This window comes from Nonomuraea maritima (assembly GCF_900100395.1).
GTDB lineage: Bacteria > Actinomycetota > Actinomycetes > Streptosporangiales > Streptosporangiaceae > Nonomuraea > Nonomuraea maritima.
In genome coordinates this window covers 66,236-86,213 of sequence record NZ_FNFB01000018.1, presented here as the reverse complement: position 1 = coordinate 86,213, position 19,978 = coordinate 66,236, and the positions used below count along the sequence as shown (strand labels likewise).

The window sequence follows — 19,978 nt, the reverse complement described above, 5'->3', positions numbered from 1 at the left end:
CGCAACCTCCATGCGTGGACGGGCGCGATCACGGAAGGGGTATGGCCGAGATCACTCCCACTCGATGGTGCCCGGGGGCTTGCTGGTCACGTCGACGACGACGCGGTTGACGTCGCGCACCTCGTTGGTGATGCGGGTGGAGATCTGCGACAGCACGTCGTACGGCACCCGCGCCCAGTCGGCCGTCATCGCGTCTTCTGAGGTCACCGGGCGCAGCACGATCGGGTGACCGTACGTGCGGCCGTCACCCTGCACGCCGACCGAGCGGACGTCGGCGAGCAGGACCACCGGGCACTGCCAGATCTGCCGGTCGAGACCGGCGCGGGTCAGCTCTTCGCGGGCGATCGCGTCGGCCTCGCGCAGGATCGCCAGGCGGTCGGCGGTGACCTCGCCGACGATGCGGATGGCCAGGCCGGGGCCGGGGAACGGCTGGCGCCAGACCATCGCGGGCGGCAGGCCGAGCTCTTCGCCGGCGCGGCGGACCTCGTCCTTGAACAGCGCGCGCAGCGGCTCGACCAGCGTGAACTCGATGTCGTCGGGCAGGCCGCCGACGTTGTGGTGCGACTTGATGTTGGCCGTGCCGGTGCCGCCGCCCGACTCGACCACGTCGGGGTAGAGGGTGCCCTGGACGAGGAACTGCACCGGGCCGTCGGCCATGATGGCGCGCTGCTCGTCCTCGAAGACGCGGATGAACTCGCGGCCGATGATCTTGCGCTTCTCCTCCGGGTCGGAGACGCCCGACAGGGCCTTCAGGAAGCGCTCCTCGGCGTCGACCACGCGCAGCTTGACCCCGGTGGCGGCCACGAAGTCGCGCTCGACCTGCTCGGCCTCGCCCTTGCGCAGCAGGCCGTGGTCGACGAAGACGCACGTCAGCCGGTCGCCGATGGCCCGCTGGACGATCGCCGCGGCGACCGCCGAGTCGACGCCGCCGGACAGGGCGCAGATGGCCCGCCCGTCGCCCACCTGGCGGCGCACGGCCTCGATGGAGTCTTCGACGATGTTGAGCATCGTCCACGACGGACGGCAACCGGCGACCTCGAGGAAGCGCTTGAGCACCGCCTGGCCGTGCTCGGTGTGGAGCACCTCGGGGTGGAACTGCACGCCGTACAGGCCGCGCTCGGGGCTCTCGAACGCGGCGACCGGCGTCTCGCGGGTGGACGCCGTGACCGCGAAGCCCTCGGGGGCCGCGGCGACGCTGTCGCCGTGGGACATCCAGACCGTCTGGCTGGCGGGCAGGCCGGTGAAGATGACGCCCTGGTCGAGCACCTCCAGCGGGGTGCCGCCGTACTCGGCCACGCCCGTGCGGGCGACCTCGCCGCCCAGCGCCAGCGCCATGGCCTGGAAGCCGTAGCAGATGCCGAACGTGGGCACGCCCGTGTCGAACAGCCCGTGGGGCACCGGCGGGGCGCCCTCGGCGTAGACGGACGACGGGCCGCCGGACAGGATGATCGCCTTGGGGTTCTTCGCCATCATCTCTTCGACCGGCATCGACGAGGGCACTATCTCGGAGTAGACATGGCACTCACGGACGCGCCGGGCGATGAGTTGCGCGTACTGAGCGCCAAAGTCGACCACGAGCACTGTGTCGAACTCAGACACGGAAGGACCCTCCCAAAGGCGAATGCGGTGGCCCCAGTCTATCGGGTCCCGCGTCTTGCACCTGGCCCGCCCGAGGGCTGACGTGCTAACACAGAACGATGGATCTTGTCTGGCCGGTCGCGGCGTGGGCGCTCTGGGTGGCCGCGCTGGTCGCCGCCTTCAAGCTGTCCGACCGCGGCGGCGACGCCGAGCCGGCCGCTGATCCCGCCGTACCGGCGCCGGTGGCGGAGTTCTTACGCGGCATGCGCGCCCAGGACGTGTTCCATTCCACCCTGCTCGACCTGGCCGGACGGGGCCGGCTGGCGATCGACGGCGACCTTCTCTCCCTGACCGGTGCGGAAGAACCGGCGCCGGCGCCGTACGAGGAGTGGGCGCTGGAACGCGTGCGCGCCAGGATGGCGGGGGCGCGGCAGGCGCCCGTGGTCGCGCTCATGCCGGGCGGCGCCGCCCTCGACGCCGACTTCGTGCCCCTGGTCAGGCAGGCCGCCATCGACCTCGGGCTGGCCCGGCGGCGCTGGCCGACCATGGCCGTGCCGCTGCTGCTCGCGGTCACGCTCGTCGTCCCCTGGTACTGCACCGTGGCGGCGTCCGGCATCGCCTGGCCCGGGATCATCGCGACGGCGGTGTCGCTGGTGGCCGGGATCGGCCTGCTCATGGGCGGCCGGGGCTTCCTGCTGACGGCGCGCGGGCGCGAGGTCAGCGCGCCGGGCCCGGTGCCGGCCGACCCCCAGCAGGAGTGGATCTTCACGGGCAGCGGCTGGCGGAGCGGCGAGATCGACCCCGCCGTGCCGCCCGCCACGGACCGGCTGGAGGTCACCGGGCACGTCGTCAAGCGCTGGGCCGACCTCGCGCCCGGATCAGCGCCCCGCTACTACGTCGCCCTGCACGACGGTGCCTCGGCGCGGGCCACCGCGTACGAGGTGGGGCCCGGCGTCTACCGCGACGTGCTGCCGGGTGACTCGGTCCGGCTGCTGGTCAAGCCCGGCAGGGGCGCGGCGGTGCGGGTGCTGGCCCACGACCGCCACTGGTAGCCGTCACCGGCGGCCCGGCAGGTCGCCGGCGAGCAGCGCCTCGGCCTGCTCGCGCAGCAGCGCCGCGTCCGAGTGGTCGGTCAGCACGAGGAACCGTTCCTCGCGGATGGCCCGCACCACGAGGTCGGCGACCTCGGACGGCTCCACGCCGTGCTCGGCCGCGCTGCTGATGGCCTGCCTGGAGGCGAGCTCGTCCTGCGTGGCCCGGCCGGCCGGGCCTGGCGGGCGGGCCCGGTCGGACTCGGCGATGCGCGTCCGTACGGGCCCCGGGCACAGCGCGGTCACCCGCAGCTTCGCTTCCGTCGCTGCCAGGTCCTGGGCGAGCGCCATGGACGCGGCCAGCGCGGCGTGCTTCGTGACGAGGTAACCGCCGGTGCCTGGCGTGGCGAGCAGCCCGGCCGCGGAGATCGTGTTCACGACGTGGCCCTCGGTGTCCTGCCCGATCATGCGCGGCACGAACTCGTGGACGGCGTGCAGCACGCCCCACAGGTTGACGCCGAGCAGCCAGGCGAAGTCGTCCTCGTCGCGCGTCCACATGTGGCCGCCCTGGAAGACGCCCGCGTTGTTGCAGAGCACGTGGACGGCCCGCAGCTCGCCGAAGCAGCGGTTGGCCAGGTGACGGACGGCCGAGGCGTCGGAGACGTCGGTGATCTGGGTGAGCACCTCGGCGTCGCCGGCCATGGCCGCCGTCTGCGCGAGCCCGCCGCGGTCGACGTCGGCGAGCATCAGCGTCATGCCCTCGGCCGCCAACCGCAGGGCCAGGGCGCGCCCGATGCCGCTGGCGGCGCCCGTCACCACCGCGACCTTGCCGGAGAGCTCGCGCACCGGCCACCTCCCTGGCGTGATCAGGCTGTCGTGAAGGACTTTCCCCGATCCGGCCGTGACCCTACAGAACCGCGCCGATCAGGCCGAGAGGCGGCGCGCCGAGGTCGAGCAGGGCCTTGTGGAAGCGCTGCACGGTGAAGCCGGCGCCCCACTGCGCACGGGCCTGCTCCCGCAGGTCCATGATGAGCAGCTTGCCCCAGGTGTAACGGCCGTACGTCGGGTCGAACGACGCCCGCCGGGCCTCCGACAGCGCCGCCGGGCCCGCGATGTGGGTGTCGGACGCGAAGCGCCGGGCGCCCTCCTCGACCGTCATCTGGCCGGTGTGCACGCCGATCGCGCACGCCAGGCGGGTGACGCGGATCAGCGCCTCCACCCAGACGCCGATCTCGAAGCGCGGGTCGTCGGCCTCGAAGCCCTCCTCGACGCACAGCTCCTCGGCGTAGTGGGCCCAGCCCTCGATGAACGCCGACGACTGCAGCAGCCTGCGGACGTCCGAAGGGGCCCGCCGCAGCGCCCTGGAGTGCGAGAAGTGGCCGGGGGCGACCTCGTGCACGTTGATGGCGGGCAGCGTCGCCCGGCTGAAGACCTCCAGCCACTCCTCCTGCTCCTCGCGCGGCCAGGAGGAGTCGGGCGGGGTCACGTGGTACCAGGACGGGCCCTCCGGCTCGCCGGGCGCGTTCCACGCCATCATGGCCATCGCCCAGCGGCGCGACTCGGGCGCGGGGCCGACCAGGCACTCGCCGTCGTGGTAGGGCACGAGGTCCTTCTCGCGGGTGAAGGCGATCGCCTTCTCGGTGCCGATGCGGGCCGCCTCGATCACGCCGTCGGCGTCGGGGTGGTCCTTGACCAGCTCACGTACGACGTCGAGCGGCGCGCGGTCCTTCTCGCCCAGCTTGGCGCACGACTCGGCGAGCAGCCCCATGAGCCGGTCGCGCTCGGCGTCGGCGCGCTCGGCCAGCCTGCCGAGGTCGACGGGCAGGCCCTCGGCGCTGCCCATGAGCCTCGCCAGCGCCTCGCCGCCGAGCGCCGCGTCGGGGTCACCTTCGGTCGTGGCCCGCTCGACGTGGGCGACGAGCCGCTCGTGCGCCTTCAGCGCGGCCTCGTCGGTGACGCCCGCCGACAGGCCCTTCACCGCTCCGATCAGGGACGTGGCGACCGGGGCAGGCACCTGGTCGAGCGAGGCGATCGCCTGGTCGACGGCTTCGGGCCAGAGCGCGAGATGGGCGGCCTTGGCGGCCACGCGCTCCTCCTCCGGCGCGTAGTCGCGGTCGTAGCAGGCCAGTTCGAGGTTGTTCAGGTGCACCATGGGGTTCTTGCGGTGCAGTTCGAGCTCGCCGAACTGGTAGCGCAGGCTCTCCTCGAACACCTCGAGGTGGCGGGCGTCGTGCGCGTCGCCGGGCAGCGGCCCGTCGCCGAGCCCGGCCAGCCCGGCGCGTACGCCGTCGGGCGACAGATCCTGGATCTTCCCATCGTACTCGTGCCTGCCACCGCCCTCACGGGCCTCGGCCGCGATCAGGTCGATGACGGCGCGCAGCCTCGCGTCAAGTTGTGTCATGCGCCGACGCTAGCGCACGTGCCTGCCGGTGAAACAGGGCATTTGTGCGGTCAGGACAGGGTGACGCTCTCCCCCGGCGACAGCAGGCTGAGGCGTTCGCCGAAGCCCTCGAAGGCCCGCTCCAGCGTCTCCCGGCCGTGGGTGAAGTGCGCCCAGTGCTCGAAGTGCAGCGGCACCACGTGCCGGGCCCCGAGGAGGTCGGCCGCGACCGCCGCGTCGTCGCTGGTGAGCGTCAGGTAGCCGTCGACCAGCGGGGTCCGCGCCCCGCCGGCGAACAGCACGGCCACGTCGATCCGGCCGAACCGCGCCGCCACCGTGCGGACGACGTCGAGCGAGGCGTTGTCGCCGCTGACGTACACGGTCGGCAGGCCCTCGCCCGACAGGACGAACCCGGTCACCTCGCCCACGAGGTGCTCGGTGCCGTCGGGCCCGTGCTGGGCGGGCACGCCCGTCACCCGTACGCCGCCGACCTCGACGGACTCGCCGTCGGGCAGCGCCCGCACCGGCGCGCCGAGCCGCTCGGCGGCGGCTCGTGTCGACAGCACCAGCGGCACGCCCGACAGGTACGCCCGCCCGGCCCTGTCGAGGTTGTCGGGGTGCTGGTCGTGCGACAGCAGCACGGCGTCGACCCGCCCCACCTCGGCGGCGCCGAACGCGGACACCCCGGTCTTCGTGAGCTTCCTGGAGCCGATCGGGTAGTCGCCCGGCTCGTCGAACGTCGGGTCGGTCAGCAGTCGCACTCCGCCGAGTTCCAGGACCGCCGTGGGCCCGCCGGCGTAACGAATCCTCATGCGCTGCAGGCTATTCCCCCGGTGTCCCGAGTGCGGCGGGGGCGTCCGGCGGCACGGCCGGGCTGCGCGGGGCGACCGCCTCGATCCGTACGTACGGCGAGCCCAGCGGCGGACGCGGGTCAGGGTCGCCGGCGTTGGGCCAGAACGACAGCGCCCGCTCCGCCTGGGCGGTGATGGTCAGTGACGGGTTCACCCCCAGGTTCGCCGACACCGCGGAACCGTCGACGACGTGCAGCCCCTCGTGGCCGTACACCCGGTGGTAGGCGTCGATCACGCCCGTGCGCGGCGAGTCGCCGATGGCGCAGCCGCCGAGGAAGTGGGCCGTGGTCGGGATGTCGAACAGGTCGAGCCACGTGCCCATCGGCACGCCGCCGATCTCCTCCGCGCCGAGACGCACGGCCTCGTGCGCGGCCGGGATCCACGTGGGGTTCGGCTCGCCGTGGCCCCGCGCCGCCCGCAGGCCCCACCGGGTGCGGCGTACGGTGATCGAGTTGTCCTTCGCCTGCATGACCAGGGCGATGAGGCTCCGCTCCGACCAACGGCGCACGTCGAGCAGCCGCAGCACCCGCCGCGGGTGCGCGGCCAGTTCGCGGGCGAAGCCGCGCAGGCGCGAGCCGCCGCCGTCGACCAGCAGGGTGCGCAGCAGCGCCATGGCGTTGGAGCCCGCGCCGTAACGGACGGGCTCGACGTGGGTCTCGTCGTCGGGATGGAAGGACGAGGTGATCGCCAGGCCCTCGTTGAGCCGCTCGCCCTCGACCGAGTCGCGCTCGAAACCGACCAGCGCCTCGGAGTTGGTACGGGTCAGCGCGCCCAGCCGCGGCGACAGGCGCGGCAGTGTGCCGTCGGCGCGCAGCCTGTGCAGCAGCCGCTGGGTGCCGTACGTGCCGGCCGCGAGGACCACCTGCCTGGCGGTGAACGTACGGCGCCGGTGCGGCGACCCCGTCCGGCCCGCGAGCACCTCGTAGCCGCCGGACGGCAGCGGACGCACCCGGGTGACCGTGCACTCGGCGTACACCTGCGCGCCGGCCCGCTCGGCGAGGTACAGGTAGTTCTCGGTGAGCATGTTCTTGGCGCCGTACCGGCAGCCGGTCATGCAGGCCCCGCACTCGACGCAGCCCCGCCGGGCGGGACCCGCGCCGCCGAAGTAGGGGTCGACGCCGTCCTCGCCGAAATAGACGCCCACGGGCGCGAGGCGGAACGTGCCGGCGACGCCCATACGTTCGGCGATCCTGCGCATGACGGCGTCGGCCGGGGTGACGGTCGGGTTGACGACCGCCCCCAGCATCCGCCTGGCCTGGTCGTAGTGGCCGGCGAGCTCAGCCTTCCAGTCGGTGATCGAGGCCCACTGCGGGTCGGCGAAGAACGGGTCGAGCGGCTCGTACAGCGTGTTGGCGTACACGAGGGAGCCGCCGCCGACCCCCGCGCCCGCCAGTACCAGCACGCGGGTGCCGCGCTCGCCGCGCAGCAAATGGATGCGCTGGATGCCCTTCAGCCCGAGGCGCGGCGCCCACAGGAAGTCGCGCAGCCGCCACGACGTGGCGGGCAGCGTGGCGGCGTCGAAGCGGCGGCCCGCCTCGAGGACGCCCACCCGGTAGCCCTTCTCGGCCAGCCGCAGCGCCGTGACGCTGCCGCCGAAGCCCGAGCCGATGACGATGACGTCGAAGCTCACAGGCGGTCACTCCTTGGCGTTACCGAGAGGTGCTTTTGACGCGGCCCGACCTGAGGCCAGAATCTTGGCATGCCGTCTTACGCTCCGCTCCGGCCAGGTGACCCGCGGCAACTGGGGGGCCTGGCGCTGCTCGGCCGGCTCGGCGAGGGCGGCCAGGGTGTCGTCTACCTCGCCGAAGACTCCTCCGGCGCCCGGGTCGCCGTCAAGTGGCTGCGGCCCGACCTGTCCGGCGACCGGGTGAGCGCCGAGCGGTTCCTGCGCGAGGTCCAGGTCGCCCGGCAGGTCGCGCCCTTCTGCACCGCCGCGGTCCTCGGCACCGGCGTCGAGGACGACCGGCCGTACATCGTGAGCGAGTTCATCGAGGGCCCGCCCATGAGCGTGGTCGTGCGGGACGAGGGCCCGCGCACGGGCTCGGCCCTGCACCGGCTGGCCATCGGCACGGCGACCGCGCTGGCCGCGATCCACCAGGCCGGCATCGTCCACCGCGACTTCAAGCCGGCCAACGTGATCCTCGGGGGCGACGGGGCCCGGGTGATCGACTTCGGCATCGCGCGGGCGCTCGACGCCAACGCCACGATCAGCGGCGCGATCGTGGGGACCCCGGCGTACATGGCCCCGGAACAGATCATGGGACGTCCGGCGGGGCCGGCGGCCGACATGTTCGCGTGGGCGGGCACGATGGTCTTCGCCGCCACGGGGCATGGGCCGTTCGGCGGCGACACGATGCCCGCGGTGCTCAACCGCGTCCTCAACGAGCAGCCCGACCTCGGCCCGCTCGACGGCGTCCTGCGTGACGTGGTGGCCGCCTGCCTGGCGAAGGACCCCGCGCTCAGGCCCACGGCCGAGCAGGTCATCAAGCGGCTGCTGCAGGGCTCGGCGTCCGGTTCCGGCATGCTCGCCGAGGCCGCCTCGTTCGCCTCCGCCACGGCGCCGGCGCCGCGCAGGAGGCGCGGGCCGCTGTCGGCCGGGCTCGCGGTGGCGGCCGCGCTGGTGGTGGTCGCCGGGGTGTTCGTGGCCACCCGTACGGGCCCCACCTCCGGTGCGGGGCCCACGGCGGCGGCGTCCGCGACGTCCGTCCGGCCGTCGGCGCAGCGGGCCGTGCCGTCCTCCGGCACCCGCGCGACTCTCCCCGGCGGCGCGCTCCACCTGTACGAGAACCCCGCCGACGCCATCACCCTGACCTCGTACGAGATCTACGACGAGGACACGAAGGACTGGGTCGACTACGCCAGGGACTCGCTGGACGGCGCGTTCCGGCGCTACGGCGACAACTTCGAGACGACCGTCTCGCCCGACGGCCGCTACCTGGCGGCGCGGAGCAAGAGCTACAGCTCCGACGACTTCGACTTCGTCGTCCTCACCGACCGGCGGACGGGCGACCGTACGACGGTGAAGACGGTCAAGAAGCCCCTGTCGGCCAGCATCCAGCGGTGGTCGCGGGACAGCTCCACGATCCTGCTGAACGTCGAGCGCAAGGACGGCGACGGGAAGTGGGTCAACCCCGGTTACGTGCTGGTCGACGTGGCGGCGCGGAAGGCGACCACCGTCAACGTGTCCGACACGGCCGTCCGTGCCAACACGTTCGGCTTCGACGACCGCGACGAGGGCGCGGTCAACTTCTTCGGCGACGAGGATCACCGGCGGCTGCGCTTCTTCGGCACCGACGGGCAGGCGAAGCGGTCCACGGCCGACATCGGCACGCTGCCGTCCGGCGCCCAGGACCTGTTCTCGCCGTCCGGGCGGATGTTCGTGAGCGACTGCCCGAACGGCGGTGACGGCACCCACTGCCTGTGGGACACCGCGACGGGCAAGCGGCTGCGGGAGTTCATCTCCGACTGCGACGAGGTTCTCGGCTTCTACGACGAGGACCACCTGTACTGCTGGGAGGAGGACAACGCGGCCGCCGACGAGATTCACGTCGTCGACTACAACGGCAGGTTCGTACGCAAGCTGCTGGAGAAGACGGATGACCTCGACGTGCTGCCGATCTTCACCCGCCACCGCGCCGGAGGCTCATGAGACCTTCCCGTAGCAGGATGGACAGTTGGGTTTTCCAGCATCCTTTATGGACTTTTCCGGACAAATGATGAAAACTTTACCGACAGGGAGCTGTCGAATCAGGCGGCGCACCTGCGCTCCCGCCTGCGACAAACCCTGAAAGCCATCCGGGAGCGGGCGGTCCGCGGACCCCGCAGCGCCGCGGGCCGCCCACACACTCACTCGGGTTGCTCCTCGGGGCCGACCACCGGGACGATCTCCGGGGCGCCCAGCCTGATCGCGTCGGCCTCCTGGTCGGAGTCCTGCTCCTGTGAGCGGCGTTCGGCCTCCACCCGCTTGGCGTAGTACTCGACCTCCCTCTTGACCTGCTCGCCGTCCCAGCCGAGCGGCTCGGCCATCAGCTCCGCCACCTCCTGCGCCACCGCGAGCCCGCGGTGGAAGGTCTCGATGGAGATCCGCGTACGCCGCGTCAGCACGTCGTTGAGGTGCCTGGCCCCCTCGTGGGTGGCCGCGTACACGATCTCGGCCCGCAGGTAGTCGTCGGCCCCCGACAGCGGCCGGCCCAGCGCCGGGTCGCGCTCGATCAGCTCCAGCACCTCGTCGATCAGCGAGCCGTGCCGCTGGAGCAGGTGCTCGATCCGCGCCACGTGCAGCCCGGAGCTCTGGGCGAGGCGGTGCCTGGAGTTCCACAGCGCCTGGTAACCCTCGGCGCCCACGAGCGGGACGCTGTCGGTGCACGAGTGCGGCACCCGCTGGTCGAGCCCGTGCGCGACGGCGTCCACGGCGTCCTTGGCCATGACCCGGTACGTCGTGTACTTCCCGCCCGCGATCATGACCAGGCCCGGGACGGGATGGGCCACCACGTGCTCGCGGGACAGCTTCGAGGTCTGGTCGGACTCCCCCGACAGCAGCGGACGCAGCCCCGCGTAGACGCCCTCCACGTCGTCGCGTGTCAGCGGCACCGACAGCACCGCGTTCACGTGGTCGAGCAGGTAGTCGATGTCCGCCCGGGAGGCGGCGGGGTGGCCCTTGTCGAGCTTCCAGTCGGTGTCGGTGGTGCCGATGATCCAGTGCCTGCCCCACGGGATCAGGAAGAGCACCGACTTCTCCGTACGCAGGATGATCCCGGTCAGCGAGTGGATCCGGTCGCGCGGCACCACCAGGTGGATGCCCTTCGAGGCGCGCACGTGGATCTGGCCCCGGCCGCCGACGAGCTCCTGGATGTCGTCGGTCCAGACGCCGGTGGCGTTGACCACCTGCCGGGCGCGCACCTCGAACTCGCCTCCCGCCTCCAGGTCGCGCACGCGGACGCCGGTGACCCGCTCGCCCTCGCGCAGGAACCCGACCACCTGCGCCCTGGGCGCGACGTGTGCCCCGTACGTGGCCGCGGTGCGCAGCAGCATCATCACGTAGCGGGCGTCGTCGACCTGGGCGTCCCAGTACTGGACCGCACCGGTGAAGGCCGACTTCTTCAGCGCCGGAGCCAGACGCAGCGCCCGCGACCTGGACATGTGCCGATGGCCTGGCACGCCCCGGCTGAGCCCGGTGGCGAAGCCGAGCGTGTCGTAGAGCGCCACCCCGGCGCCCACGTACGGGCGCTCCCAGGCGTAGTGGGTCAGCGGGAACAGGAACGGCACCGGCCTGACGAGGTGCGGCGCGATCCGCTTGAGCAGCAGCGCCCGCTCCTGGAGCGCCTCTCGTACGAGTTCGAAGTTGAGCTGCTCCAGGTAGCGCAACCCGCCGTGGATCAGCTTGGACGAGCGCGAGGAGGTTCCGGAGGCGAAGTCACGCGCCTCGACCAGCCCCACGTCGAGGCCGCGCGTCGCGGCGTCGAGGGCGATCCCCGCCCCCACCACGCCACCGCCGACGACGACCACGTCGAGTTCCTTCGCGACCATGCGCTCCAGCGCCTCGGCGCGCTGCGCGGGCCCGAGCCGGGCCGCGCCCCTTCCGGACGTCATAACTCCCCCTGGGACGGCAATGTCGCCTGCCCTCCCATACCTACCGCCAGAACCTCGACACGTAACGCCGGTTCCGTGACCTTACGTCCGAATTGCGGTTAGGCCCGTATGACCTTCACGCCCGCGTCGGCGAACCTGGCGGCCGACTCGTCCGGCAACCGCGCGTCGGTGACCAGCGTGTCGATCTCGTCGATCGGGCAGATCCGGGCGAACGCCCGCTTCCCCAGCTTGGACGAGTCGGCCACCACCACGACGTGCGCCGCCCTGCTGACCAGCTGATGGTTGACGCCGGCCTCCCCCTCGTGGTGGGCCGAGGCGCCCCACTCGACGTCGAGCGCGTCCACCCCGAGGAAGGCCACGTCCAGGGTCACCTGCTCCAGCACGCCGCCGGCCAGCGGCCCGATCAGCTCGTACGACTGCTGCCGCGCCACCCCGCCGGTCACCACGATCTTGACGTGCTGCCGGACGGTCAGCTCGGCGGCGATGTTGAGCGCGTTCGTGACGACCGTGAAGCCGCTCTCCAGCGTCGCCAGCGTGGCGAGCGCGCGGGCCAGCTCGGACGTCGTGGTGCCGCCGTTGAGCCCGACGACCGCTCCCGGTGTCACCAGTTCGGCCGCCGCGGCCGCGATGCGGTGCTTCTCGTCGGCGTGCCTGGCCGTCTTGTAGCGCAACGGCAGGTCGTAGCTGACGCTCTGCGCCACCGCGCCGCCCCGCGTACGCATGAGCATCTGCTGCTGGGCCAGCTGGTCGAGGTCGCGCCGGATCGTCGCCGTGGAGACCTCCAGCGCCCGCGCGGCCTCCTCCACCGACAGCCTGCCCTCCCGGACCAGCAGCTCCATGATGGCGTTCCAGCGGTCGTAGCGGGACACGTCGGCCTCCCTTGGGTCGAGGTCGAAGCAAGCGTGGCACAACCCCGCACACTGAGCGAAAACTGCCCATTTTTGCTCCTACATGCTATAAAAAGAGCAGAAACGCTCAAATATGCGGAGGTAAGCGGTGACCAGCCACACCGAGGCCGAGATCGCGTCCCAGCCGTCGTGCTGGCGGCGCGCCGTCGCGAACGTGCCGGCCGACGCGCTGCCCCGCCCCGGCGAGCGGGTCGCCGTCGTCGGCTGCGGCACCTCGTGGTTCATCGCGATGGCGTACGCCGTGCTGCGCGAGCGCGCCGGGCACGGCGAGACCGACGCCTTCGCCGCCTCCGAGTTCCCCGCCGGACGGCCGTACGACCGCGTGCTGGCCCTGTCGCGCTCGGGCACCACGACGGAGGTGCTGGAGCTGCTGGCCAGGACCACCACCAGGACCACGGCCATCACCGCCGACCCCGAGACGCCGATCATGACCGCCGCCGGCGAGGTCGTCGTCCTCGACTACGCCGACGAGCGCTCGGTCGTGCAGACCCGCTTCGCCACCACACAGCTCGCCCTGCTCCGCGCCGGCCTCGGCGAGGACCTCACCCGTGCCGTCGCCGACGCGGAACGGGCCGTGGCCGAGCCCCTTCCCGCCGAGCTCGTCGACGCCGAGCAGTTCAGCTTCCTCGGCACCGGGTGGTCGGTCGGCCTCGCCCAGGAGGCCGCGCTGAAGATGCGCGAGGCGTCCCGCTCGTGGACGGAGGCGTACCCGGCGATGGAGTACCGGCACGGCCCGATCAGCATCGCCGCCCCGGGACGCGTCACCTGGATGCTGGGCGCCGCGCCCGAAGGGCTGCGCGCCCAGGTCGAGCAGGCCGGCGGCACGTTCGTCGAGTCGGACCTCGACCCCATGGCCGAGCTGATCCGGGCCCAGCGGGTGGCCGTCGCCCGTGCCCACGCCCGCGGCCTCGACCCCGACCAGCCGATGCACCTCACGCGTTCGGTGATCCTCTCGCCCACCGAGTGATCCGAGTGAGCGGGACGCACCGATCACGTGTCACGGCACCGCCAGTATCCTGCGGCGCAGTGCCGCGTCACCTCCCCAAGGCTGTGGCCCGCGGTCTCCACGCACGAGGAGAATGAGATGAGCCTTACGCTTGCCGACGCCCGGCTCGTGACCCCCGCGGGGGTCCACGAGGGGTGGCTGACCATCGAGGACGGCCGCATCACCCACGTCGGCCACGGATCCGCTCCCGGCCCCGGCCTCAGCCTGGGCGGACGGCACGTCGTGCCCGGGTTCGTCGACATCCACAACCACGGCGGCGCCGGCGGCTCGTTCCCGACCGGCGACCTCGGCAAGGCGCGCGACGCCGTCGAGCTGCACCGCAGGCACGGCACCACCACGATGGTCGCCAGCCTCGTCACCGACTCGATCGACGGGCTGAAGAGCGCGGCCTCGTCGCTCGCGGAGCTGTGCGAGGAAGGGCTGCTGGCCGGCATCCACTTCGAGGGCCCGTACATCGCCAAGGCCCGCTGCGGGGCGCACGACCCGACGCTGCTGCGCGAGCCGACGCCCGGCGAGCTCGCCGAACTGCTGGAGGCAGGACGCGGGCACGTCCGCATGGTCACCATCGCGGCCGAGCTGTCCGGGGCGCTCGACACGATCCGGGCGGCGGTCGCCGAAGGCGTCATCGCGGCCATCGGCCACAGCGACGCCGACTACGACCAGACGATCGCCGGCATCGAGGCGGGCGCGAGCGTGGCCACCCACCTCTACAACGCGATGCCGCCGCTCGGCCACCGCGCGCCCGGCCCGATCGCGGCCCTGCTGGACGACGAGCGGGTGACGATCGAGCTGATCAACGACGGTGTCCACGTCCACCCGGCCATGCTGCGGCTGGCGTACGAGGTGACCGGTCCCGGCCGTACGGCGCTGATCACGGACGCCATGTCGGCCACCGGGCTCGGCGACGGCGACTACGTGCTCGGCCCCATGCGGGTGCGCGTCGAGGGCGGGGTGGCACGGCTCGTCGAGGGCGGCTCGATCGCGGGCTCCACGCTCACCATGGACGTCGCCTTCCGGCGTAGCGTGCGCGAGGTCGGCATGTCGCTGGCCGACGCCGTCCAGGTCGCCTCGCTGACGCCCGCGCGGGTGCTCGGCCTGGCCGACCGCATCGGCTCGATCGCCGCAGGAAAGGCGGCCGACCTGGTCGTCCTGTCGGACTCCCTGGAGGTGGACGGCGTGATGAAGGACGGCCACTGGATCACGGAGCCGCGTTGATCCTCACCGTGACGCTCAACCTCGCCCTCGACGTGACGTACGAGGTGCCGCGCGTCGACTGGGACGGCGTCAACCGCGTCGGCGCGGTGCACCGGCGCGCGGGCGGCAAGGGCGTCAACGTGGCCCGCGTCCTCGCGGCGCTCGGCCACGACACACTGGTGACCGGCCTCGCCGGCGGCCGGACCGGCCACGCCGTGGAAGCCGACCTCCGCTCGGCCCCCCTCCGCCACGCCCTGACCCCGGTGGCCGGTGACTCCCGCACCACCCTGACCATCACAGAACCCCACACCCACCCCCACGAACCGGGGCGCTCCGGGCGGACCGCGCTGTTCAACGAGCCGGGGCCCCACGTGACGTCCGGGGAGCTCACCGCCTTCACGCGGCGCTACGAGAAGCTGCTGTCCGGCGCCGGCGCGGTGGTGCTCGCGGGGAGCCTGCCGCGCGGCGTCCCCGCCGGGTTCTACGCCACCCTGGCCGCGATCGCCGCCGCCCGTGGCGTCCCGGCCGTCGTGGACGCCGACGGCGAGCCCCTGCGCCACGCCGCAGAGGGCCGCCCGGCCGTCGTCAAGCCGAACGCCGACGAGCTGGCCAGAGCCGTCCCCGGCGGCACCCTGACCGAGGCCGCCGGGGCACTGCGGGAGAGGGGCGCCGGAGCCGTCGTGGTCTCCATGGGAGCCGACGGCCTACTGGCGGTCACCGGCGAGGGAACGTTCAGGGCACGGATGCCGTACACCGTGCACGGCAACCCCACCGGCGCGGGCGACGCGCTCGTGGCCGGGCTCGCGCTGGCCCTGGTCGAACGGACCCCGTGGCCCGACACGCTCCGCCGCGCCGCGGCGCTCGGCGCGGCGGCCGTCGCCACGCCCGTCGCCGGGGAGATCGACCCGGACGTGTACGCCGACATCCACCCCCAGATCACCGTCTCGTAAGGAGCCGCGCCATGCCTTTGACCGCCATCGGCGACATCGTCCGGCAGTCCCCCGGCGGGGTGGGCGCGTTCAACGTGATCCAGCTGGAGCACGCCACCGCCGTCGTCACCGGCGCCGAGGCGGCAGGCCGGCCGGTCGTCCTGCAGATCAGCGAGAACTGCGTGCGCTACCACGGCGCGCTGGAGCCCCTCGCGCTCGCCTGCCTGGCCGTCGCCCGCCGCGCCGAGGTGCCGGTCGCCGTCCACCTCGACCACGCCACCGGCCGCGCGCTCGTCGAGGAGGCGGTGGCGCTGGGCATCGGCTCGGTGATGTACGACGCCTCCGCCCTGCCCGACGAGGACAACGTCCGCGCGACCGCCGAGGTGGCGGCGTACTGCCACGAGCGCGGGGTGTGGGTGGAGGCGGAGCTGGGCGAGGTCGGCGGCAAGGACGGCGTGCACGCGCCCGGCGCCAGGACCAGGCCGCACGAGGCCGTCGACTACGTGGCCAGGACCGGCGTGGACGCGCTGGCCGTGGCGGTCGGCACCTCGCACGCGATGACGACGAAGGACGCGGTGCTCGACCTCGACCTCGTCGCCGGCCTGCGGGCGGCCGTACCGGTGCCGCTGGTGCTGCACGGGTCGTCCGGCGTGCCGGACGACGTGCTGCGCGAGGCCGTACGCCGGGGCATGAAGAAGATCAACATCGCCACCCACCTGAACCAGGCGTTCACCGGCGCGATCCGCGACTACCTGACCGGCGACGAACGCGTGGTGGACCCCCGCAAGTACGTCGCGGCGGGCCGCGACGCGATCGCCCGCGAGGTCACCCACCTGCTCGGGGTCCTCACCGGCTGAACCTCACCCCAGGACGGCGAGGGTGCGCTCGACCTGGCGCCGGAAGGTCCCCGGCGGGTTGCGCGGCCCCTCGTGCGACAGCAGGAACAGCCAGACGAGCGCCTGCAGCCTGCGGCACTCCAGCAGGCGGCGGCTCTCCAGGGGGTCCAGCTCGAACAGCTCGGCGATCCCCACCTCGCCGTCCACCCACATCGACACGTGCTCGGCCAGCTCGGCGAGCTCCCACGCCCGGTCGCTGCTCCCTGAGTCCTCGAAGTCGACGACACGGACGCGGAACCCGTCCCACAAGAAGTTGGAGAGGTTGCCGTCACCGGCCCCGAACACCGGCGTGACGCCCGCCTCACCCGGCCTCCAGCTCTCCAGCCACCGCAGCCCTTCCCGCACCGCCCGGTCGGCCTCCGGGTCACGCGGCAGCCAGCCGGCCGCCCGCTCCCGCACCCACACGGCCACGGCGTCGACCTGCCACGGCCGTACGGGGAGAGTGCTCAGCACCTCGGACGGCACCGCCGCGTGCAGCTCGGCCAGGGCCTCGGCCAGCGCCGTCAGCGGGACCTTCAGCGGCGACAGCCCGCGCAACGACTCCCCCGGAAGCCGCGACATGGTCACCGCGCCGCCGTCGAAGGCGATCGGTTCTGGCGCCAGCCCGGGCGCGTACCGGGCCAGCAGGCCGAGCGCGCGCCACTCGCGCTCGGCCGCGCCCGCCTTGCCGTCCACGAACCGCTTGACGACCCGCGACCCGACGTACGTCAGCTCGTGCGTGTGCTGAAGATCGGCCATCCCGGCATGCTAGACGCAAACAGACCGCCGTCCGCGAGGACGGCGGCCTGGAGCGAGCAGAGCGTCAGCGCTGGGTCGGCGCGACGACGACCTCGACGCGCTGGAACTCCTTGATGTCGGAGTAGCCGGTCGAGGCCATGGTGCGCTTGAGCGCGCCCATGAGGTTCATCGAGCCGTCGGCCACGCTGGACGGCCCGTGCAGGATCTGCTCCAGCGTGCCGACCGAGCCGAACTCGACCCGCCGGCCCCTCGGCAGGTCGGGGTGGTGGGCCTCAGAACCCCAGTGGAACCCGCGGCCAGGCGCCTCGACCGCGCGGGCCAGCGGCGAGCCCACCATCACGGCGTCGGCGCCACAGGCGATGGCCTTGGCGATGTCGCCGGACGTGCCCATGCCACCGTCGGCGATCACGTGCACGTAGCGGCCGCCGGACTCGTCCATGTAGTCGCGCCGCGCCGCCGCGACGTCGGAGATCGCGGTGGCCATCGGCACGGCCACGCCGAGGACGTTGCGCGTCGTGTGCGACGCGCCGCCGCCGAAGCCCACCAGCACGCCCGCCGCGCCGGTGCGCATGAGGTGGAGGGCCGCGGTGTACGTGGCGCACCCGCCCACGATGACCGGGACGTCGAGCTCGTAGATGAACTGCTTGAGGTTGAGCGGCTCGGCCCGCCCCGACACGTGCTCGGCGGAGACCGTGGTGCCGCGGATGACGAAGATGTCGACACCCGCGTCGATCACGGCCTTGTGGTACTGGACCGTACGCTGCGGCGACAGACGCACGGCGGTGGTCACGCCGGCGGCGCGGATCTCCTCGATGCGCCGGCCGATCAGGTCTTCCTGGATCGGCGCGGCATAGATCTCCTGCAGCCGCTTGGTGGCCGCCTGCTGGTCGAGCGCCGCGCACTCCTCCAGCAGCGGCTGCGGGTCCTCGTAGCGCGTCCAGAGCCCTTCGAGGTCGAGCGGGGCCAGGCCGCCGAGCCGGCCGATCGCGATGGCGGTGGCCGGCGAGACCACGCTGTCCATAGGAGCGACGACCACGGGCAGCTCGAACCGGTAGGCGTCGATCTGCCAGGCGATCGAGACCTCTTCAGGATCACGGGTACGCCGCGAGGGCACCAGACCGATCTCGTCAAGCGAATACGCCCGCCGCCCGGTCTTCCCCCGGCCGATCTCCACCTGCTGAGTCATGAACTTACCTTCTGTGATAGTTCGGAGATTCCACGGTCATCTGGATGTCGTGGGGGTGACTCTCCTTGAGGCCTGCCGCCGTGATGGGCATGAGCTCGCAGTCGGTGTGCATCTGCTCGATGGTGCGGCAGCCCGCGTACCACATGCCCTGGCGCAGACCGCCGACGAGCTGGTGAGCGACGGCCGCGACCGGGCCACGGAAGGGCACCTGACCCTCGATGCCCTCGGGGATGTACTTGTCCTCGCCGCCGACGTCGGCCTGGGCGTAGCGGTCCTTGCTGAAGGACTCGCCACCGCGCTCGCGGTTGCGTACGGCGCCCAGCGACCCCATGCCGCGGTAGGACTTGAACTGCTTGCCGTTGATGAAGATGAGCTCACCGGGCGACTCCTCGCATCCGGCCAGCAGCGAGCCGAGCATGACGGTGTCGGCGCCGGCCGCGATGGCCTTGACGATGTCGCCGGAGTACTGCAGGCCGCCGTCGCCGATCACCGGCACCCCGGCGGGAGCACACGCCTTCGAGGCCTCGTAGATGGCGGTCACCTGCGGCGCGCCGACCCCGGCCACGACCCTGGTGGTGCAGATCGAGCCCGGCCCGACGCCCACCTTGACCGCGTCGGCGCCCGCGTCGACCAGCATCTGCGCGCCCGCCCTGGTGGCGATGTTGCCGCCGATGACGTCGACCTTGGCGTTGGCCTTGATCTTGGCGATCATGTCGGCCAGACCCCGGGAGTGACCGTGGGCGACGTCGACCACCACCACGTCGACCCCCGCCTCGATCAGCGCCTTGGCGCGCAGCTCGGCGTCACCGCCGACGCCCACGGCCGCGCCGACGATGAGCCGGCCGTCGGCGTCCTTGGTGGACAGCGGGTACTGCTCGCTCTTGGTGAAGTCCTTGACGGTGATCAGACCGCGCAGCCGGCCGTCGTCGTCGACGAGCGGCAGCTTCTCGATCTTGTTCTTGCGCAGAAGGGAGAAGGCGTCGTCGCGCGAGACCCCGACCGGCGCGGTGACGAGCGGCATCCTCGTCATGACCTCACGCACGGGCCTGCTGTGATCGGTCTCGAAGCGCATGTCGCGGTTGGTCACGATGCCGACCAGCTTGCCCGACTCGTCGGTCACGGGAACCCCAGAGATCCGGTACGTCGCACACAGCCGCTCGACGTCGGCCAGCGTGTCGTCGGGGCTGCACGTCACCGGGTTGGTCACCATGCCGGCCTCGGACCGCTTCACGAGGTCGACCTGCTGGGCCTGCTCCTCGATCGACAGGTTGCGGTGCAGGATGCCGATGCCGCCCTGGCGGGCCATGGCGACCGCCATGCGGGCCTCGGTCACGGTGTCCATGGCGGCGGAGATCAGCGGGATGGACAGCGTGATGCCGCGTGACAGCCGGGACCCGGTGTCGGCCTCGCCTGGTTGCAAGTCTGAATATGCGGGCACCAACAGCACATCGTCAAAGGTCAGACCCATCTCGGTGAACTTGGACATGCTGCGGCCCCCTCCTGCCGTTGCGCTGAATGCCCCTAAGTCTAGGGCCTGCCTCCAAAACCGAACCCGCGCCCCACCCGCGCTCATCCCAGCACTCGTCCAGCGCAGATCCAGGCCCTCATGCGGCGCTCACCCCGCCGCTCGCTCGGCGCTCATCCTGGCGCTCGCTCGGCGCTCGTCCCGGCGCGCGTTCGGCGCGCGGTCGG

General features: G+C 72.5%; 16 protein-coding genes. 6 read left to right on the top strand and 10 right to left on the bottom strand.

The features are described 5' to 3' along the window. Positions 1-51 precede the first annotated feature (51 nt). Positions 52-1,623 carry a glutamine-hydrolyzing GMP synthase gene (gene guaA / locus BLR04_RS25495; protein WP_393502256.1) on the bottom strand — a complete coding sequence of 524 codons (1,572 nt, stop codon included), beginning with the start codon at positions 1,621-1,623 and terminating at the stop codon, positions 52-54. Between the two features lie 74 nt (positions 1,624-1,697). Between guaA and BLR04_RS25490 the strand changes: the two genes are divergently transcribed. After that, positions 1,698-2,630, top strand: a complete 933-nt coding sequence (locus tag BLR04_RS25490) for a DUF2207 domain-containing protein (protein WP_090769823.1) — start codon at positions 1,698-1,700, stop codon at positions 2,628-2,630. A gap of 3 nt (positions 2,631-2,633) precedes the next feature. On the opposite strand, the gene BLR04_RS25485 is transcribed toward BLR04_RS25490, so the two are convergent. The 4 genes from BLR04_RS25485 to BLR04_RS25470 form a co-directional block, all read right to left on the bottom strand. Next, on the bottom strand, positions 2,634-3,455 hold the full coding sequence (locus tag BLR04_RS25485; RefSeq protein ID WP_090769821.1) for an SDR family NAD(P)-dependent oxidoreductase: 822 nt from the start codon (positions 3,453-3,455) through the stop codon (positions 2,634-2,636). 61 nt (positions 3,456-3,516) lie between these two features. Then, positions 3,517-5,010 carry a DUF885 family protein gene (locus tag BLR04_RS25480; protein WP_090769819.1) on the bottom strand — a complete coding sequence of 498 codons (1,494 nt, stop codon included), beginning with the start codon at positions 5,008-5,010 and terminating at the stop codon, positions 3,517-3,519. 50 nt (positions 5,011-5,060) lie between these two features. Continuing rightward, entirely contained in the window at positions 5,061-5,801 is a 741-nt protein-coding gene (locus BLR04_RS25475; RefSeq protein WP_090769817.1) for an MBL fold metallo-hydrolase, read from the bottom strand. A gap of 10 nt (positions 5,802-5,811) precedes the next feature. Beyond that, positions 5,812-7,470, bottom strand: a complete 1,659-nt coding sequence (locus BLR04_RS25470; RefSeq protein ID WP_090769815.1) for an FAD-dependent oxidoreductase — start codon at positions 7,468-7,470, stop codon at positions 5,812-5,814. A 69-nt stretch (positions 7,471-7,539) separates the two neighbouring features. Here BLR04_RS25470 and BLR04_RS25465 point away from each other — a divergent pair, with 69 nt between their 5' ends. Beyond that, on the top strand, positions 7,540-9,489 hold the full coding sequence (locus tag BLR04_RS25465) for a serine/threonine protein kinase (RefSeq protein ID WP_090769813.1): 1,950 nt from the start codon (positions 7,540-7,542) through the stop codon (positions 9,487-9,489). A 197-nt stretch (positions 9,490-9,686) separates the two neighbouring features. On the opposite strand, the gene BLR04_RS25460 is transcribed toward BLR04_RS25465, so the two are convergent. Together BLR04_RS25460 and BLR04_RS25455 are read right to left on the bottom strand one after the other, a co-directional pair. Next, positions 9,687-11,429, bottom strand: a complete 1,743-nt coding sequence (locus BLR04_RS25460) for a glycerol-3-phosphate dehydrogenase/oxidase (RefSeq protein ID WP_090769811.1) — start codon at positions 11,427-11,429, stop codon at positions 9,687-9,689. Positions 11,430-11,527: 98 nt separating this feature from the next. Further along, complete coding sequence (locus BLR04_RS25455; RefSeq protein ID WP_090769809.1) at positions 11,528-12,298, bottom strand: DeoR/GlpR family DNA-binding transcription regulator; 771 nt, start codon at positions 12,296-12,298, stop codon at positions 11,528-11,530. Positions 12,299-12,425: 127 nt separating this feature from the next. Here BLR04_RS25455 and BLR04_RS25450 point away from each other — a divergent pair, with 127 nt between their 5' ends. The 4 genes from BLR04_RS25450 (at position 12,426) to BLR04_RS25435 (ending at position 16,323) form a co-directional block, all read left to right on the top strand. Next, positions 12,426-13,304 (top strand): SIS domain-containing protein, encoded by an 879-nt coding sequence (locus BLR04_RS25450; protein ID WP_090769808.1) that lies wholly within the window; start codon positions 12,426-12,428, stop codon positions 13,302-13,304. Between the two features lie 117 nt (positions 13,305-13,421). Further along, the gene (gene nagA, locus BLR04_RS25445; RefSeq protein ID WP_090769806.1) at positions 13,422-14,558 is read left to right on the top strand and encodes an N-acetylglucosamine-6-phosphate deacetylase; all 1,137 of its coding nucleotides are present in this window, start codon (positions 13,422-13,424) and stop codon (positions 14,556-14,558) included. Further along, complete coding sequence (locus BLR04_RS25440; RefSeq protein ID WP_090769804.1) at positions 14,555-15,487, top strand: 1-phosphofructokinase family hexose kinase; 933 nt, start codon at positions 14,555-14,557, stop codon at positions 15,485-15,487. The genes nagA and BLR04_RS25440 overlap by 4 nt, the downstream gene beginning before the upstream one ends. A gap of 11 nt (positions 15,488-15,498) precedes the next feature. Next, positions 15,499-16,323: a class II fructose-bisphosphate aldolase gene (locus BLR04_RS25435; RefSeq protein ID WP_090769803.1), complete on the top strand. Its 825-nt coding sequence runs from the start codon at positions 15,499-15,501 to the stop codon at positions 16,321-16,323. A gap of 3 nt (positions 16,324-16,326) precedes the next feature. Here BLR04_RS25435 and BLR04_RS25430 read toward each other — a convergent pair whose 3' ends face one another. From BLR04_RS25430 to guaB, 3 genes are all read right to left on the bottom strand, one after another. Next, positions 16,327-17,100: a phosphotransferase family protein gene (locus tag BLR04_RS25430; protein ID WP_090769801.1), complete on the bottom strand. Its 774-nt coding sequence runs from the start codon at positions 17,098-17,100 to the stop codon at positions 16,327-16,329. A gap of 64 nt (positions 17,101-17,164) precedes the next feature. Then, on the bottom strand, positions 17,165-18,274 hold the full coding sequence (locus BLR04_RS25425; RefSeq protein ID WP_090769798.1) for a GuaB3 family IMP dehydrogenase-related protein: 1,110 nt from the start codon (positions 18,272-18,274) through the stop codon (positions 17,165-17,167). Positions 18,275-18,290: 16 nt separating this feature from the next. Then, positions 18,291-19,772, bottom strand: coding sequence for an IMP dehydrogenase (gene guaB, locus BLR04_RS25420; RefSeq protein ID WP_090769796.1), 1,482 nt, complete (start codon positions 19,770-19,772; stop codon positions 18,291-18,293). Positions 19,773-19,978 lie beyond the last annotated feature (206 nt).